15 protein-coding genes and 1 tRNA gene are annotated in these 16695 nt (G+C 40.2%); 10 read left to right on the forward strand and 6 right to left on the reverse strand.

Annotated elements, in window-relative coordinates; translation table 11 throughout:
• Positions 1 to 63: 63 nt before the first annotated feature.
• Entirely contained in the window at positions 64 to 1125 is a 1062-nt protein-coding gene (locus NA23_RS05740; RefSeq protein WP_052107165.1) for a CapA family protein, read from the forward strand.
• 99 nt (positions 1126 to 1224) lie between these two features.
• On the opposite strand, the gene NA23_RS05745 is transcribed toward NA23_RS05740, so the two are convergent.
• A tRNA-Asn gene (locus NA23_RS05745) sits at positions 1225 to 1300 on the reverse strand.
• Positions 1301 to 1565: 265 nt separating this feature from the next.
• Here NA23_RS05745 and NA23_RS05750 point away from each other — a divergent pair.
• A complete protein-coding gene (locus NA23_RS05750; protein WP_033191833.1) occupies positions 1566 to 1772 on the forward strand; it encodes an FmdB family zinc ribbon protein in 207 nt (68 codons plus the stop codon).
• Positions 1773 to 1834: 62 nt separating this feature from the next.
• On the opposite strand, the gene NA23_RS05755 is transcribed toward NA23_RS05750, so the two are convergent.
• Both NA23_RS05755 and NA23_RS05760 read right to left on the reverse strand, forming a co-directional pair.
• On the reverse strand, positions 1835 to 2035 hold the full coding sequence (locus tag NA23_RS05755; protein WP_033191834.1) for a cold shock domain-containing protein: 201 nt from the start codon (positions 2033 to 2035) through the stop codon (positions 1835 to 1837).
• A 179-nt stretch (positions 2036 to 2214) separates the two neighbouring features.
• Positions 2215 to 2415 carry a cold shock domain-containing protein gene (locus tag NA23_RS05760; protein WP_014451689.1) on the reverse strand — a complete coding sequence of 67 codons (201 nt, stop codon included), beginning with the start codon at positions 2413 to 2415 and terminating at the stop codon, positions 2215 to 2217.
• A gap of 221 nt (positions 2416 to 2636) precedes the next feature.
• Between NA23_RS05760 and NA23_RS05765 the strand changes: the two genes are divergently transcribed.
• The 8 genes from NA23_RS05765 (at position 2637) to NA23_RS05800 (ending at position 12664) form a co-directional block, all read left to right on the forward strand.
• Positions 2637 to 4517 (forward strand): putative glycoside hydrolase, encoded by a 1881-nt coding sequence (locus tag NA23_RS05765; RefSeq protein ID WP_052107166.1) that lies wholly within the window; start codon positions 2637 to 2639, stop codon positions 4515 to 4517.
• A gap of 81 nt (positions 4518 to 4598) precedes the next feature.
• Entirely contained in the window at positions 4599 to 4847 is a 249-nt protein-coding gene (locus NA23_RS05770) for a S4 domain-containing protein (RefSeq protein WP_033191835.1), read from the forward strand.
• Positions 4831 to 7155: a diguanylate cyclase domain-containing protein gene (locus NA23_RS05775; protein WP_033191836.1), complete on the forward strand. Its 2325-nt coding sequence runs from the start codon at positions 4831 to 4833 to the stop codon at positions 7153 to 7155. Before NA23_RS05770 ends, NA23_RS05775 begins: the two co-directional genes overlap by 17 nt.
• Before the next feature lie 49 nt (positions 7156 to 7204).
• A complete protein-coding gene (locus NA23_RS05780; RefSeq protein ID WP_052107282.1) occupies positions 7205 to 8983 on the forward strand; it encodes an ABC transporter ATP-binding protein in 1779 nt (592 codons plus the stop codon).
• A gap of 2 nt (positions 8984 to 8985) precedes the next feature.
• Positions 8986 to 9882, forward strand: coding sequence for a LipS2 family lipoyl synthase (gene lipS2, locus NA23_RS05785; protein WP_033191837.1), 897 nt, complete (start codon positions 8986 to 8988; stop codon positions 9880 to 9882).
• 70 nt (positions 9883 to 9952) lie between these two features.
• The gene (locus tag NA23_RS05790) at positions 9953 to 10726 is read left to right on the forward strand and encodes a flagellar biosynthetic protein FliR (RefSeq protein WP_033192630.1); all 774 of its coding nucleotides are present in this window, start codon (positions 9953 to 9955) and stop codon (positions 10724 to 10726) included.
• Positions 10657 to 11814, forward strand: coding sequence for a flagellar biosynthesis protein FlhB (flhB, locus tag NA23_RS05795; protein ID WP_033191838.1), 1158 nt, complete (start codon positions 10657 to 10659; stop codon positions 11812 to 11814). Before NA23_RS05790 ends, flhB begins: the two co-directional genes overlap by 70 nt.
• A 37-nt stretch (positions 11815 to 11851) precedes the next feature.
• Positions 11852 to 12664, forward strand: a complete 813-nt coding sequence (locus tag NA23_RS05800; protein ID WP_145974452.1) for a hypothetical protein — start codon at positions 11852 to 11854, stop codon at positions 12662 to 12664.
• A 5-nt stretch (positions 12665 to 12669) separates the two neighbouring features.
• Here NA23_RS05800 and NA23_RS05805 read toward each other — a convergent pair whose 3' ends face one another.
• From NA23_RS05805 to NA23_RS05815, 3 genes are read right to left on the reverse strand one after another with little or no spacing between them, the layout of a single operon-like run.
• Positions 12670 to 13302, reverse strand: a complete 633-nt coding sequence (locus NA23_RS05805) for a lysoplasmalogenase (RefSeq protein WP_033191840.1) — start codon at positions 13300 to 13302, stop codon at positions 12670 to 12672.
• Positions 13303 to 13355: 53 nt separating this feature from the next.
• On the reverse strand, positions 13356 to 15161 hold the full coding sequence (locus tag NA23_RS05810) for a 5'-nucleotidase C-terminal domain-containing protein (RefSeq protein ID WP_033191841.1): 1806 nt from the start codon (positions 15159 to 15161) through the stop codon (positions 13356 to 13358).
• A 47-nt stretch (positions 15162 to 15208) separates the two neighbouring features.
• A complete protein-coding gene (locus NA23_RS05815) occupies positions 15209 to 16627 on the reverse strand; it encodes a hypothetical protein (protein ID WP_033191842.1) in 1419 nt (472 codons plus the stop codon).
• Positions 16628 to 16695 lie beyond the last annotated feature (68 nt).

Raw genomic sequence — 16695 nt, forward strand, 5'->3', positions numbered from 1 at the left:
TAATAAACCAAGAACCCGGTTTCTCCGGGTTCTTGTTTATATAGTTAGGGGGACGCATTTGACATGTCGAACCCATCCAAATTCTGCAAAAGCTTTGCTTGTTTTTTCTTCTTGCTAATTTTCATATTAAAATCATCGATCTTCTCTACACAAATAACATTTTCGTTTGTCGGAGACGTTATGTTCCACATGCCTACTATAAACTCCGCTTACTCAAATGGCAGATACGATTTTAAAAATATCTTCTCATATGTAAAGAAATACATTGAAAAAAGCGATATTGCTTTCTGTAACCTTGAAACAACTCTTGGTGGACAACCATACACTGGATACCCACAGTTCTCCTCACCCGATGAAGTGCTCGACGCACTAAAGTTCGCAGGTTTTGACATTATCAATGTGGCAAATAACCACATGCTTGACAGAAGTGTGCAAGGACTTAAACAAACCATAACAAAGGTTTCAAAGTACGGTCTTACCTACGTTGGTGCGCGGTTGACACCTCTTGAAAAACTCTTCAAGGTAGTTGAGGTGAAAGGTTTCAAAATATCCTTTGCATCTTTCACTTATTCAACAAACGGTATCTCGACTGACGAAAAGCACAAATACATGTTCATGTATATATCAAAACCTGCCATTCTTTCGGTGCTTGACGAAATGAAAAAGGCGTCTGATATAGTCATAATCTATTTCCACTACGGGAACGAATATCAAACAAGGCCAACAAAAGAACAAATAGAACTTGCGTACTTTGCACTGGACAATGGTGCAGATATGGTAATAGCAAGTCATCCGCATGTTCTTCAACGCATCGAACTTGTGAAATGTGGTTTAAAAACAAAGCTCATAGCCTACTCGCTTGGCAACTTCCTTTCAAACATGACAACCTCTGGTACTGATGAAGGTGTAATACTAGATGTAGCATACCATCCTGTAAAAGGTGTAATTGATGTGAATCCCATCCTCACATGGGTCCACAGATACAAAATTGGGAACAAGATTGCTTATAGAATATTGCCTGTGAAAGATTTCTTCGAATCTCCAGATAGGTTCCTTACCGAATCGGATGTTAGAAGACTATCACAGATAGCTCAGAAAAAATTGCTCCAAGATGAGACAAAATAACAATGGAAATCAAGGCGGGATCTAGGAAGGAGCTTCTGTAAACCAAATAGGTATGCTCAGAATGATGGAAAAAAGGACGACTTTTCGTCGTCCTTTTTTTGGCTCCGGCGGAGGGACTCGAACCCCCAGCCTAGTGGTTAACAGCCACCCGCTCTACCGATTGAGCTACGCCGGAACACTCACACATCATTTTCTATTATATCACACTCGGAAAACTTGTCAAGTCCTAACTTTTTGAAACTTTTTGTTTTTACATTGCGATAAAAATGATATTATAAAACCTTCTTCTTGTCAAGTCCCAAAATTTAGCTGTGCCATAAATGAATTCATAATGAGGTTAAACGACTATTTAACCTAATTGCAGTTGAATTTTCACAAGCTGAACGCTATAATATTTTGTGAAAGTTTACGACAATCTTTCTAGCATTGGAGGTGATAACATGCCAATGTACAGATACGTATGTGAGAACTGTGGAAACGAAGAAGTTCACATGCACGGCATAAATGAGTCTCCGGCGGTTGTTTGTTCTTCATGCGGTGGCAGGATGACGAAGGCGATAGGAAGAGTAGGAATTGTCTTCAAAGGTAGTGGGTTCTACATTACAGACAGCAGAAACTCAGGAAAGGCCAAGACAGAAAGCGAATAACAGCGAGTAATTAAAAAAGTTAAAGCCCCCATGAAGGGGGCTGATTTTTATCCTCTACAGGCTTACTTAATAATTCTAACGTTGGCTGCCTGAGGACCTTTTGCACCATTCTGAACGTCGAATTCGACTTTGTCGCCTTCTTTGAGTGTTTTGAATCCTTCAACCTGAATCGCACTGTAGTGAACGAAGATGTCTTCTCCGTCTTCCTTAGTGATAAAACCGTAGCCTTTCTTTGCATCAAACCACTTAACTGTACCTTTCATGAAACAACGCCTCCTAAAATCTTATTTACTCACCGCTTTTTTACAGCGGTTGATTTATTATACACCCGCACGACAAAAAAGTCAATATATTCTATCTGTCTTTTTGAAAAATCAAATTTGATAATTGATTCAATGAAAAAAGCCCCCATTTGGGGGCTTATTGTGTCATCCTCTAAAGCTTACTTTGAAAGCCTTACATTGGCTGCCTGAGGACCTTTTGCACCATTCTGAACGTCGAATTCGACTTTGTCGCCTTCTTTGAGTGTCTTAAAACCGTCAACTTGAATAGCGCTGAAGTGAACGAAAATGTCTTCTCCGTCTTCTTTGGTGATGAAACCGTAGCCTTTTTTTGCATCGAACCACTTAACTGTACCTTTCATGCGATAACGCCTCCTAAAATCTTTCTGACTTGCCGCTGTTCCATTTTTCAGCGGATGATTCATTATACACCCCTAAGGAAAAAAGTCAATACCTTTTTGAAAAAATACTTACCGAAATAACAATTAGTCTTCAAATTCCCAGTATTAATGCTATAATTGATTATTGCAAATCCAAAATGCTTTCTACTTTAATCATTCGGATGGGGATGAGGAGGAAGAACATGGGGAGAGACAGACAAACCAAGAGAACAGAAAAAGAGTACAAGAAACTCAACAAGATTTACAGACTTAGCCAGAGCGGGAAGCTCATGTTAGAGAGGATCCGCAAAACTAAATTTAAAATTGGGTTGGTTGCACTCGCTGTTTTTTTCGTAACCTTTGTTATCTTCTTCTCTTTGATATTCTCTGAAAGCAATGTTCTGAACACAAAGCAAGTCAGCGATTCAAATCATCCTACCAACGTCACTGTTACTACTACACCAACTACTCAGGATACTCTTTTAACTACAGACAAGACGCAAATTTTGGAACAAGATCCTACACAAACAGCTCTGGACACAGAGTTCTCCTCTTCTACAAAGCTCGAGTTGTCTAATGATTCTGTGACTCTTATCCCTCTGCAACTATCAACTGACGCGACATTATTACCCAAGCACGAAAATGTACAACCGGCTACCAATAACGAAGCAACCATTAAGATTGACAAGAGTACACCGACTAATTTGTCAGACGAACGAGCCGAATCAAAAAAAGATAACACAAAGTCTTTCGAACAGACAAAGGTTTTAGAAAATGAGCTTGAGAGTGAACCTGAAACCCTGGTTTCCACACGCAAGTATCATTACGTTATCGCGTTTAATGTAAGTGTTTTTGATACTCCTGAGAGTGGTAAAGTTGTTGATACGCTTAAATACGCGAGTTATGTGGAGAAACTGGATGAAACAATTTACAATAACACTAAGTTTGCAAAGGTAAGGTACAACACCCCAAAAGGTTTTGCAGAAGGATGGATTCGTTCAACCTTTTTAAGTGATTCTTTAAAGCCGATAACCGGTGAAGATTACGACGAATTATCGTTTGAACCATTCAAGAAGATCAAAGCAAGGATAGAAAATGTAAGAGCTATATATCTTACAAGATGGTCATTTAACAATATTCAGAAGATCCAGCAATGGGTGTCTTTTGCAAAATCAGCCAATATTAATGCATTTGTCGTAGATGTAAAAGATGACGATGGATTTATGCTTTTTGAAACAGAAGCCGCAGCGAAGTTTGTTCCCGAAGCGAATTCAAGAGCATTCTTTAAAAAGGACGAAATGAAGCAGATTGTGAAAGAACTTAAAGACCAAGGATTTTACATGATCGCGAGAATCGTTTGTTTTAAAGACCCCTCCTACGCACGAGCCCACAAAGACCGGTCTATAGTCTACAAAGACACAGGTGAGCCTTACATGGGAATATACAAAGTACCGTGGGCATCGGCATATGATAGACAGTTATGGGAATACAATGTAAAAGTGGCCATGGAAGCTGCCGAAGTGGGATTTGAGGAAATACAGTACGACTATGTGAGGTTCCCCGAACTTACCAAGGAAACTCAACGAAGAGTTAATTTAAGACAGGTTGGAAACGAATCTTTTGCAGAGGCAATTCAAAAATTCCTCATTTACTCAAAGAAGAAATTAGAACCTTACAATATTCCACTGGCAGCCGATGTTTTCGGTCTTGTTTCTACGGCAGTTGACGATGTGGGTATTGGACAGTACTGGGAAGCTGTCTCAAACGTTGTTGATTACATATGCCCTATGGTGTACCCAAGCCACTATGCAAACGGTTCCTTTGGCCTCAGCGTACCTGATGCATATCCATATGAAACAGTATACAATGCAATCAGAGATGGACTTAGGAGAAATCTCCACATTCCTACACCGGCGAGAATCAGGCCTTGGCTCCAATCATTCACTGCAACATGGGTGAAAGGACATATTGTGTATGATGAAGAGGCTATTAGAAAGCAAATAAAAGCCGTCAAAGACCTCGGGATAAAAGAGTACATGCTATGGAATGCCGCAAATAATTACAAGAAAATGTGGTACGAATAAGTTTCTGTTCGTATTGCGAACCATTTGGTTTTTGTGGTATAATATTTCTGGTGTTGCCGAAATATCTCAGGTGGTGGTATCATGCGTTTAGATAAATTTCTCAAAACCAACAGGATAATAAAGAGAAGAACAATAGCCCAGGAAGTAGCAAAGGCTGGTCTTGTGAAAAAAGACGGACGAATTCTGAAACCTTCTTACGAGGTAAAGCCCGGGGATATTTTAGAAGTGTCTTACGGCAAACGCACTCTAAAAATTTTGGTTACGGAGGATATGAAGTATCAAGTTTTAGAAGAACTCTACCGAGGTGACGAAGATGAGGAGTCTTATTGAGAACCACATTGATGACTTTCTGGAAATTTTGACGTACGAAAAGAGATTCTGGAAGGATTTTTGGGACAGACTTCCGTTTAAACCAATAACCGAAAATTACGCAAAGCGTTTTGAAAACTTCTACGACAAACTTTCCAAGATATCACGGAACGAGTTGACCGAATTTTCGCACGTTTATGAAGAACAGAAAGAAAAGCTCAAGGAAGAACTATCCATAAGGATTCGAAAGAATGCTCGGGATTTGGAATTATCACGTGAAGATTTTGTTGTCTATCTCATTGCCGGAATTGGAGAAAAGGATTGGGTAGTCGTTGACGGCAAACACGAAAAAGTTATAGTTTTCGATGTATTCTCACTTTGGAAGAAGGGAAAGTTTTCGCAGCTTTCTGATGCTGTGTATCAAGCAGTTGTTCATTTTAGACACGGGGATATGGAAGGAGATTATTACGATAAATCCGAGATTTTCTCAAAACTGAAAGAAGAAATCACAAAGCTTGATAACGAAAACCTTCTGCAAAATATTTGCAAGTTACTGGATAAGAATGTTCCGTACTACAACTGGACGGGGTTTTATTTGATGGATGAGAAAGAGGATGGCATCCTTGTTCTGGGACCGTACGTTGGTGAACCTACAGAGCACGTGCGAATACCCGTTGGAAGAGGAATTTGCGGACAGGCTGCTGCGACGAAATTAACCTTTGTTGTTCAAGACGTGAGCTCAGAGACCAATTACCTTTCCTGTAGCCCTCATGTAAAAAGCGAGATCGTGGTTCCAATACTAAGAAACGATGGAAGCGTTTTCGGGGAAATCGACATAGATAGCCACTTCAAGGCACCGTTTGATGAGAGGGATACGGAGTTCTTGGAATGGATAGCTAAACAGCTGCTCGTGAGGGTAGTGCATTGGAAAGATTTTGAAAGAAAAATCAAAATTGCGTACCTAGATAGTTATCTCTCGTTTATACTCAATGAAATAGTTAAATACAATATACCTTTCGACGTAAGCCTTTACGTTCACCATGATCCCGAAAAAGTTCCAGAGAATCTCTACAAAATTTGGAGAATAGCTAGAAAGCTACGCAACGCCAAAGTCCATAAAATAGTGGTAGTTGATAATGTTGATGAACAAAAAGCAGAAATGAGAGCAAACCTTGGAGGTTTCTTGTTAAGTTACCAAGATTTGCAACGGCCCGTTCCAGAAATCATACGGAAGATGATCGTTGAAGGAGTTGAAGAGATCTCAAGAGTGCTCTTTTTCATACACCATAACGCAACGAGATTAGCTCAAAGCTTTGTGAACACAAGGATAATCACAGAGTACGTTTTAAAACCTGAGAGCAATGTTAACACGATTCTTTACGCATTCCTAACTGGCATAACCGCAGGTTACTCAGGTTCTTTTAATAGAGCGATGTTCTTCTACTACACCGATGGTCAATTCGTCTTTCAAAAAGCCCTTGGTCCTCGAAGTGAAGAGGAGGCACACGGGATTTGGGAAGCGATTGAGGATATAGAACTGAATATGTCAGACTTTTTGGAGACGGTTTCAAAAGATTTTAGGTCGGCATTGGAATTGGTCTACGAAGGAAAAATCATAAGGCAGGATGAAATAACACAATACCTTGATGGTGAACCTCACATAGTTGCAAAAGGCGATTTACCAAAAATCGCTGAGGAGTTCGATATTGTAAATGAGTTCGCAGTTATGGCCCTCAAAAGTGGCAACAAGTTCGTCGGGTTGCTTTTAGCTGACAATAATTTCGACCGAAAGCCTATTTCCGACTACCAACTCGCAGTGCTCAAAGACCTTGGTAATCAGATGGTGCTGGTTCTTGAAAACAAAAGGTTCCTTGAAGCCATAAAAGAAAAGGCAGAAATAGATGCTTTAACAGGTCTGAGGACCCGCAGGTCGTTGGAGGAGTTCATTGCAAGTTCTCCCGTAGGACAGTTTTCAGTCGCATTTTTGGACTTGAATGAATTTATGCTCATTAACGATATGTACGGGCACGAAAGAGGGGACGAGGTACTTAAGAAGTTAGGAAAGTGCATAAATTTGAATATAAGAAAAGAAGATTTGGCGTTCAGATACGGTGGGGACGAAATCGTACTGATTATCAAGTCTGTTGAAAAAGAGGTTGTCCGAAAGGTTATTGAGAGAATTTCCGAGTGTTTCGCTAGAGCAACCGAATTGTCTTTCTCAACAGGTGTGGCACTTTATCCTGAAGAAGGGGATATTTACAAGGTTTTGAAACTCGCAGATGAAAGAAGTTACAAATCCAAAATCACAGGAAAAATAGAGTTTGAGTAATCGGAGTTTAAACATTTCTCAGGGAGTGAACGATGTGAAGACAAAAGATATGTCGGAAGAGAAGGAAAGAAAGAAAAAATCAAGTGTGTTCTTAAGGCTACTAAAATATGCCCTCCCCTATTGGCATCTTTTGGCACTGGCAATAGTTGTGGTGCTTGTTCTCACGTACCTATCACTTCTGCCTCCACAAATTGTAAGGAAGGCTATAAACACTTACATACTATCAGATACGCTACAAACAGCTGAAAAAATAACGGGAATATCTAAGCAGGCGCTCCTGTTCTTGATGGTTTCTGGGGGAATATTCCTCTTTGAGTACCTTTCCATACTCGTAACTACGTACATTGGCGGCCGTGTAGTTTACGATGTTAGAAGGCAGCTTTACGACCATGTTCTGAAACTCCCGATGTCCTTTTTCGATAGACATCCCAGCGGGCAGATAACAACAAGAATAACAAGCGATACACAAAATGTGCAAGAATTCTTTACTTCGGTGATAACAAGCATCGTTAACGACGTTTTTTTGCTCGTCGGTGTAATTATCATGATGTGGAGCATCAGTTCACGGCTCTTTCTTGACATTATCTACGTCTTCCCCATTATCATCGTTGCAATGGCAGTTTTCAGATACTTCGATATTCGAGCATACCGTGCAGTAAGAACAAACATCGCTCGAATTAATGCGTACATCGCTGAGAATTTAGCCGGAATGCCTGTAACAAAATTGTTCAACGCGGAAGGATACAAAAGAAAAGAGTTTGACCAAATAAACAGAGAACTCTACAAAGCCCGTATGAACCAATTGTATGTGTTTGGTATATTCAGACCGCTGATTAACTTTTTGTACTATCTCACTCTCTCCCTCATCATCTGGTTTGGCTCAAAGTACATCTTAGGTAAGATTCTTAATTTTGGAGACCTCTACGCTTTCGTGTCTTATATCGACACATTCATGAGACCTATCGAAGACTTGTCTGAAAAGTACGATATCATACAAAACACTATCGCAAGTGGTGAAAAGATCTTCGCACTACTGGACGAACCCCAAGAGGAACAAGGTAGTTCGGATGGGAAAAAGACCATAGAAAAAGGAACGATAGAATTTCAAAATGTGTGGTTCAGTTACGACAACAAACGCTGGATTTTGCAAGATGTGAACCTTTCTTTTATCCCTGGAGAGCTTGTTGCAATCGTTGGGGAAACAGGAGCAGGTAAAACTACAATAATGAACCTCATAAATGGAATGTATAGACCTCAAAAAGGAAGGATTTTAATCGACGACTTGCCGCTGGAAGAATACGATATTCACGCTCTGAGAAAGCAGGTCTCCGCTGTTCCTCAGGATGTTGTGCTGTTCAGTGGAACGCTCTTAGATAACATCCGCCTCTTCCACGATGAAATATCCGAGAAAGAAGTGTACAAGGCTCTTGAGAAGGTTGAAGCGCTGGAGATTATACAGAGGTTGCCAAAGGGCATATACACTGAAATCGTTGAGAGGGGAAAAGGTATCTCCGCTGGTGAAAGGCAGTTGATAGCACTTGCCAGGTCTGTGCTTTTTGGTGCTAAGATTTTCATACTCGACGAAGCGACAAGTAATATCGATGTGGAAACAGAGCACAGAATTCAGAAAGCAGTAAGGGAACTGTCCAAAGATAACACTGTAATAATGATTGCGCACCGACTTTCTACAGTAGTCAACGCAGACAGAATTGTTGTCGTTGCCGACGGGAGGATTGCAGAGGAAGGAAGACATTTCGAGCTTTTGAAAAAGAAAGGTGCTTACTACAAGCTTTATGAAATCCAATTCGCTAAAGAGGAGACAGCGTAAAGATGCTCCTGAGGGCTTCTTACTGGACATGGAAATTGCTTAACGGGGAGTCAATCCCTGATGAAATGCCAACTGCCTATCTTATGCTTGATGGAAAATGCATGTACAACTGTGCTTACTGTACACATGCAAAAGATTCCGAAAGTGACAACTCTTATTTATCAAGAATAGTGTGGAAAATAGTAAACGTGGATAGTTTGAATTCAGTTAGTTCCAAGTTCAAGCGAGTTTGTATCCAAACGGTCAATTACAAAGGATATCTTGATGATATAATTGAAGTGATTAAACATCTCAGGTCTTCAAATGAAAACAACGATTTACTCATATCCGTGTCTACACGAGTTAAGAACGAAGAAGAAATCGATACACTCATGAACTCAGGAGTAGACGATTTAGGGATGGCCATCGACGTTGCTTCTAAAGGGTTTCATATGCTATATCGCTCATGGCCTCTGGAATATACGTTATCTTTGATTCGATACGGTGCAAGTAGGTATCCAGGAAGAATAACTACACACATTATCGTCGGGCTTGGCGAAACGGACAGAGAGCTTTATGAAATATTTAAACTGATGAAATCTTACAACGTCAAAATTGCGCTCTTTGCTTTTACACCTGTCAGAGGCACGAAATTGGCTCATCTGTCGCCACCATCTATTGAAAGATACAGAAATATACAGCTGCTTAGATTCCTTATCTTCGAGGCAAATCAAAAACCAGATGTCGATTTCGATGAATTTGGAAATTTGAAGTCTGTAAGATTTGACAGTTCTATCGATGTATCCAAGGCATTTCTAACATCCGGATGCACGCACTGTACAAGACCATATTACAACGACAGCCCGAGAAGCAAGGTACTGTACAATTATCACGTTTTCAAAAACTCGGAAAGTAGATAGTCCTCCTACTTATTATTGACAGTTTCTTTTATAAAATTTAGCCTAATTAGGCGAGGCGATTTTTTTGAACATGAACCAGATATATGACCTGCTTCAAAGGTATGCCCTGAGTTACGGACTCATCCTTTCACGGTTAACCGGGATGATGGTAGTAGCTCCATTTTTTGCGGGCTTTTCTTTACCACTGGAAGTCATGATAATCCTACTTTTGGCACTCGGCTATGTCACTCTTCCTAACGTTGCAATTCCCGTTTTACTGCCATTACCAGTGGTAACAATCGTGGCTTCTGTGTTGTATAATTTCTTCATAGGCTTTATTATCGGTTTAATAGCTTACACTATCGTCAGCTCTGTTTACGTTGGTAGCGAGATTTTCGGTATTCAGTCGGGATTTAACGTTAGCGGTTCACTAGACCCAACGATGGAAGAGTCACCCTTAACAAGTGAATTCATCTACCTAATATCGGTCTACATATTTGTTTCATTAAAAGGACATTTGATACTATATAAAGCCGTTGTTGAATCATTTCAAAAATATCCCCTTTTGCTTTCGGAAGTCCCGTTCAAAGAAGTCAGCAGCCTGTATGTAAAGATTTTCGTTGATGCCTTTTTATTTTCTTTACAGATAGCATTACCAATAATAGGTCTGATGTTCCTGATAAACGTACTCTTTGGGATTCTGTCTCGGCTTGTGCCACAAATGAACGTTTTTATGGTTGCCATGCCAGCTTCAACGTTGATACTCTTTGTACTGTTTGTGGGGATGATACCGGTATGGATAGAACTGATATCGAGGATGGTTTACAAGTTGGAGCCTTACCTCAACCAACTCTTAGCAAGATAGCCACAATAAATCTGCAGCTGTTTGCAGATCCCGATAAAACAGAAAAGGCGACCCCACGAAAGAGGCAAAAAGCACGCGAGGAAGGTCAAGTACCGGTTTCTCGTGAGTTTATCTCCGGACTTGGATTTTTGTTCGTAGCTGCCTTATTTCTATTTACTGGGAAGACGCTTTTGAATGCGTTAATAGATGGTACTACAGCTACTTTTGAGATTTCGGACACCGATATAAGAACGTTTGAAGATTTTCTGATTTATGGTTTTAAACCTTTTACATCCGCTTTTATGTCAGTTTCCATTCTGGTCCTCAGTGCAGCGTTTTTCTCGCTCATCATCGGGCTACTGCAAACCCGCTTTCTCTTCACACTTAAGCCTCTAAAACTCGACCTCAACCGACTTAATCCAATAACAGGACTTAAAAGAATGTTTTCGCTGAGGTCTCTCTTTGAATTGGCGAAAGCTATTGTCAAACTCTTGATAGTTGGTTTTGTCGGATACAGTGTACTGAAGGGCAATTTCCAGAAAATAATGGTCACTGCTGACTCGAGCTTAATTGACGGTGCATTACTTGTCTGGAGTACTTTCACCGAACTCATAATCAAGTGTTCAATAGCTTTATTGGTTGTTTCCATAGCTGACTACTATTTTTCGCGCTACGAATACGAGCAGAGTATAAAAATGACTAAGCAAGAAGTAAAAGAAGAATTCAAAGAAATAGAAGGGAACCCTGAAGTAAAAAGACGTCAAAGGCAGATAATGATGCAATATGCGATGCACAGAATGATGCAGGAAGTACCGGAAGCAAGTGTGGTTATAACCAACCCAACACACTTTGCTTGTGCGTTGCGGTATGACCCGGAAAAAGACTTCGCACCCGTTTTGGTTGCAAAGGGGGTTGACAGAGTCGCACTGAGAATAATTGAAATAGCAAGGGAAAACGATGTTCCAATAGTTAGAAATCCGAAACTCGCGAGGGAGATATACTACACAACCGAACTTGGTGATGCCATACCGGAAAAACTTTACAAAGCGGTAGCAGAAATTCTCGCGTACGTCTTTACACTGAGAGAAAAAAGAGAGTCACTTAAATAAATACGCTTTTAAGATTGCTCGTTCTTACTGGCATCGTTTGCTCATAATAAATCAAGGGTGGAATCTTCTGAAGGTCTATTATGACCCTAACTTCACGTTCCAAGAACTTCTTGATTATTATGCACCACTAATTGTGGATATAAACGACGAAAAGTTCATTGACCTGCACTCACTTAACATAGTGAATCTTCTGGGATTGCAACCTGTGAGACGATATCATGAAGAGCTCAATGGGTGGCTATTTAACGTGAACGAATACGAGACGAATGAACTCCTACCTCTTGAAAATCTGATTACGTTCAACGCAGAAAACTTTGAGAAATTTAAAATTTCCAATGCATTGTCGCTGGAACACTTAAAGTACAACGAAATCTACAATAACAGCTTTCTTAAAGTAGAAAACACACTTAACAACCTTGAATGTGTAATATCTCTAAACAGTAACTTTCTAACAAAGAACTTGGAGATTTTTGCAGACAAAGAATTCGAATTTCTTCTTGAGATCTACGTTGCCCTTTCCATTAAGCGCCTGGTGAGTAAACACTCTCTTAATTCGTCTTTCAATCATCCTTGCATTTTCCGGATAGAACTTTTCAACAGTTCATATGTGCAAGTGTACAAACTTTTAGAAGAGTTTAGGAACTTCAATTTAAAATTCTCCGAGCAGATATCAAAATTGTATGACGAATTCAAGAGGCAACCAAAATCACCTGAGCTCGAACGTCTCCTACAAAACACTCTACTTGACGACTTCACAAGAACAATCTACAACTACGGAAACATAATCCTTCTAATAGAAGATTTAAAAAAACTGGATGAGTTGACTTCATTATTCAACAAGAGTACGTGACTAAATCAAAGAACACTAAGTGCTATCAACAACTGGCCAGCGAAATATGTCGATAGAACGAGCAAATCTCTGCTTGGCACTTTCCGGACATATTTATCAAACGCGAGTATGGCATCGGACAGAAAGAAAAGAACTGCACCCGAAAAGGTTAGGACATTCACCGAAGAAGAGAACGCAACCATTGTGCAGATAGCTAAAACGTACAAAAATACTGCAAACTTATCCTTGCCTAAGAACTTCTTAATAAAAAGAAAATAAACAACACCAGTTGCCAAAACCAAAATCAGCAAACTTAAAGACAGCAATCCTCCCATCATATAAAACCCAAACACATAGAACATGTGCCCCAATAAAAATGCCACCATACCGTATATGAAAAACCTCTCAAATTCCAAAAAGAAATCCCCTAAAACCCCCGCTAAAAGACCAAAAGAAACTAAGACTCCGGCTTTGCCATTGGAATATGAAAACACAGCATCACTGAAAACAGCCAAAAACAACATGAGAGTTGTTAGAACTTTGAAGACCACAGAAGCTTTCCAAAAAATTCCCAATTGTTTTAGAGTTATGGTTACCAACGCACATGCAATTGATACGATAACGAAAAACAACAGCACGTTTCTCACCACCCTTTTCATTTTATCAAAAACAAACCAGGGGCGTTTAGCCCCCGGTTTTTGGTACTGCTATGTTATGATGCTTTTTGCATAAGTTCCAGATACTCAAAGTACGGAACATAATGTTTCAGCACATCTCCCGGTTTGACTTCTTGCACGTTGTTCCATCTCTTCAAATCTTCTACCGAAACTCCAAGCTTTGATGCAACTGTTTCAATTGTTTCTTCTGATTGGACGGTGTAATTCATCTCAACATATGCACCCCAGTTGTTGTCAAGCGTTGCTTCGATTTCTTTCTTCTCAAGTACGTAATTGGACATCAGTTCCGCCATCTCTATTAAGATTTCTCTAACAACCGGTTTGCCCTTGAACATCTCGTATCCTCCACCGCCACCTGCCCTGTAGTTGTTCAAAACTATTTCGTATTCAGCGTCCATGTCGATAGGCTTTCCTTCGAACATAAGGTCTACAATCCTATCACCTTTTGGTCTATTCAACACTATTTTGTAAGATATCCCTTCCCACATATCGTAATTGTACCGCTGAACCTTTGGTTCTATCCAAGCCTTATTCTCCTTTGCTACTCCATCTTCAAAAACGAAGTAATCTGCACTCCTCTCGAGGGCATCCTTGATATCTTTTCCTTTGACTTTCAATACCTTTAAAGTGTTTGCATAAATATAAACGGCGTTTATGTCTCTCAACGTTATTGGCCCTTCTTTCCAACCCTTAACATCATTCGTGAAGAGAGCAGTAGAAGAAATTTTCGCACCCGTGTAGTACATCTGAACTTTATTGACAAACTCGATCAATGGGTTATCCCAAAGTCTTGCAGCAAATGGATCGGAAATCCAGAAGTTCCCTTTTGCCATTCCAACAGGTGTATCTAACCACTTTTGGGTCTTCTCTTCGTACGGTTTTGCAAGTTCCAGCACCTCGGGATCGGCAGGATACTTTGACGTATCTATTAATTCTGGTATGACTTCCTTAACAATCCATCTTTCATCGTCTTCATTCTTCTCGAGCTTTATCGTTACCTTACCTACCATCTTTCCCCAATTGGACGGCTGAGTGACCGCAACATTACCAATTTTCGTTGCAATTGATCGATGCTGATGGCCTGTCAACAAGACATCCACACCCGGAACCTGAGTTGCAAGCTCATAACCTTGGTTTTCTCCAACAAGTGGCTCAGTTGGTTCACCTGTAACTGGATCTCGCTCCAGCCCACCATGGTACGCAATCACAACCACATCTGCAATATCTCTCAGTGCCTCTACATAGAGCTTTGCTATTTCTACGGGGTCTTTAAAATTCAGCCCGGAGATGTTTCTGGGGTCCTCCCAGTTTGGAATGAACTTTGTGGTCAAGCCAAGGATAAGTACCGTAACGCCGTTTAAATCAACAATATGGTATGGCATGAAATACGGGGAATCAAATTCGTCTGTTATATTTGCACTCAAAAATGGGAACTCTGCTTCATTTATCGCCTTGTTCAATACGTCTAATCCGTAGTTAAATTCATGGTTCCCAATGGTGCTTGCTGCAAATTTGAGATGGTTCATCACAAGTACCATAGGGTCAACATCAGAATTGTCGAACTTGGCATGATAGTATTCCAAAGGACTTCCCTGAATAAGGTCTCCTGTATCAACAACTATAACGTTCTCCTCGCCGTACTTTTCCCTTTGCTCTTTGATCACCGATGCAACCTTCGCTAAACCTTGGTTTGCAGGTCTGTTTGTTGCATAATCAATTGGATAGATGTACCCGTGCAGGTCACTTGTTTGAAGAATGACAATCTGCCTTGTCTCAGCAAATACAAATACAACCGCAAGAAGTACGAACAGCCATATCCAAACTTTCCTAAACCATGCCATACACAGCGCCCCCCTTTATCAAAGTGTGGTATTATTAACCCTGCAATTTATTCATAGTTCAAATGCTCTTTTAGTATTATCATTGCCTTGTTCAGCATGGTATCCTCTATGCCCTTAAGATAGTTAATTCGCTCTTCGGTACTTAATTCTATTTTAAAATCTGGTTCCAAAACCTCGTCAGCTGCTACGTCCTCGTCTATAGCAGCTTCCGGGAACATAAATGTTGTCTTGACTGCATCGTCGAACTTGTAATCTACTTCTGTTGTGTGATTTATCCTCATCAACGTGGGTTCACCTATGGTTCTGTTCTTGTAGAGCTTTTTAAAGGTGTATATGAAATCCAGAGCAGCGTTTGATGTGTATCTATCGAACAAAATCCAAACCTGCGCCTTTATGGTTGGTTCTCTTGCTTCGAACGTGTGGAAATACTTTATCCTGAGAAGCTCATTCGTTGTCTTGGTGAATTCCACGCCGTATTTGTTAAGCACACTCATATTGTAAGCCGTATTGACAATTGAAATCCACCTTTCGACAGATGTTTTCTTCTCAACAAAGTGGTCAAAAAATTCTTTAAATATAGTAAAATCTCTGCTTGCAACTCCTCGTAAATCAAGTAAAACTATCTTCAAATCTTTGTTTTGAGCAAGCGTATTTATAACGAACTCTCTGTAACTATTGTACGTTGTCCCTGATAGCGAGAAAGTGCCGAATTTGAATATTCCAATATCATTCTCTCTGTAGAACTCGAAAGGCCTTCTGCTTGGTAATGCCGGATATTGTGAACTTTCACGAGGATAGCTCATTGCTGTTAGCGTTTTGACGACCACGTTTCTTTCATTGGAATCACCTCTGACCTTTATATTATACTCCCTTTGTCTATAAAAGATGCCGACGCTTCTTTTTTCCTTGTCCAAAAGCTCGGGAATTAGCTGAATCAGTGTTGTTAGTTGTTGTTCTCGAATAGCATAATTCTCACCAGAAGTGTATGGTAATAGCAGGTGGATTAAATCTTTCATTTTCCTACCGTTTATCTCAAGCACTTCATCGCCAGCCTTAATATGTGAGACGGCGCTGGATGAAACGATCGCTCTACCATCGATTACAACCACTGTAAACGGAAGCACACTGTAGACAGGTTCAACAGGTGGGTAAAGTCGGAAGTTTTGATCGTCAACAACGGAAATAGCAGGTTGGATCACCTTAAAAGCATCAATTGGCAGCATCTTACGTCCACTTGGCCTGTATTTCTTGTACTCTTCCAAGATCCTTACGGCAATTTCCCCTCTATTTTCAAATGGATAAACCTCTTTAGCTATCCGCACAGCATTCTCCAATAATCTCTCAACTCTCTCTGCAGGAACTAAGCGTTTCTCGAATTTATAGAATTCGATAATCCAAGAAAGTGAAAATGTTACTACCACTCCAGCAATCAAAAACATCAAAAATAGTTTTACCCCTACTTTCAATGCAATCCCCTCCGTTTTCTATATTCTTTCTCAACTTATTATATCATTCACCCCCAGATTTAGACAGC

It is taken from the genome of Fervidobacterium islandicum (assembly GCF_000767275.3).
Classification (GTDB): domain Bacteria; phylum Thermotogota; class Thermotogae; order Thermotogales; family Fervidobacteriaceae; genus Fervidobacterium; species Fervidobacterium islandicum.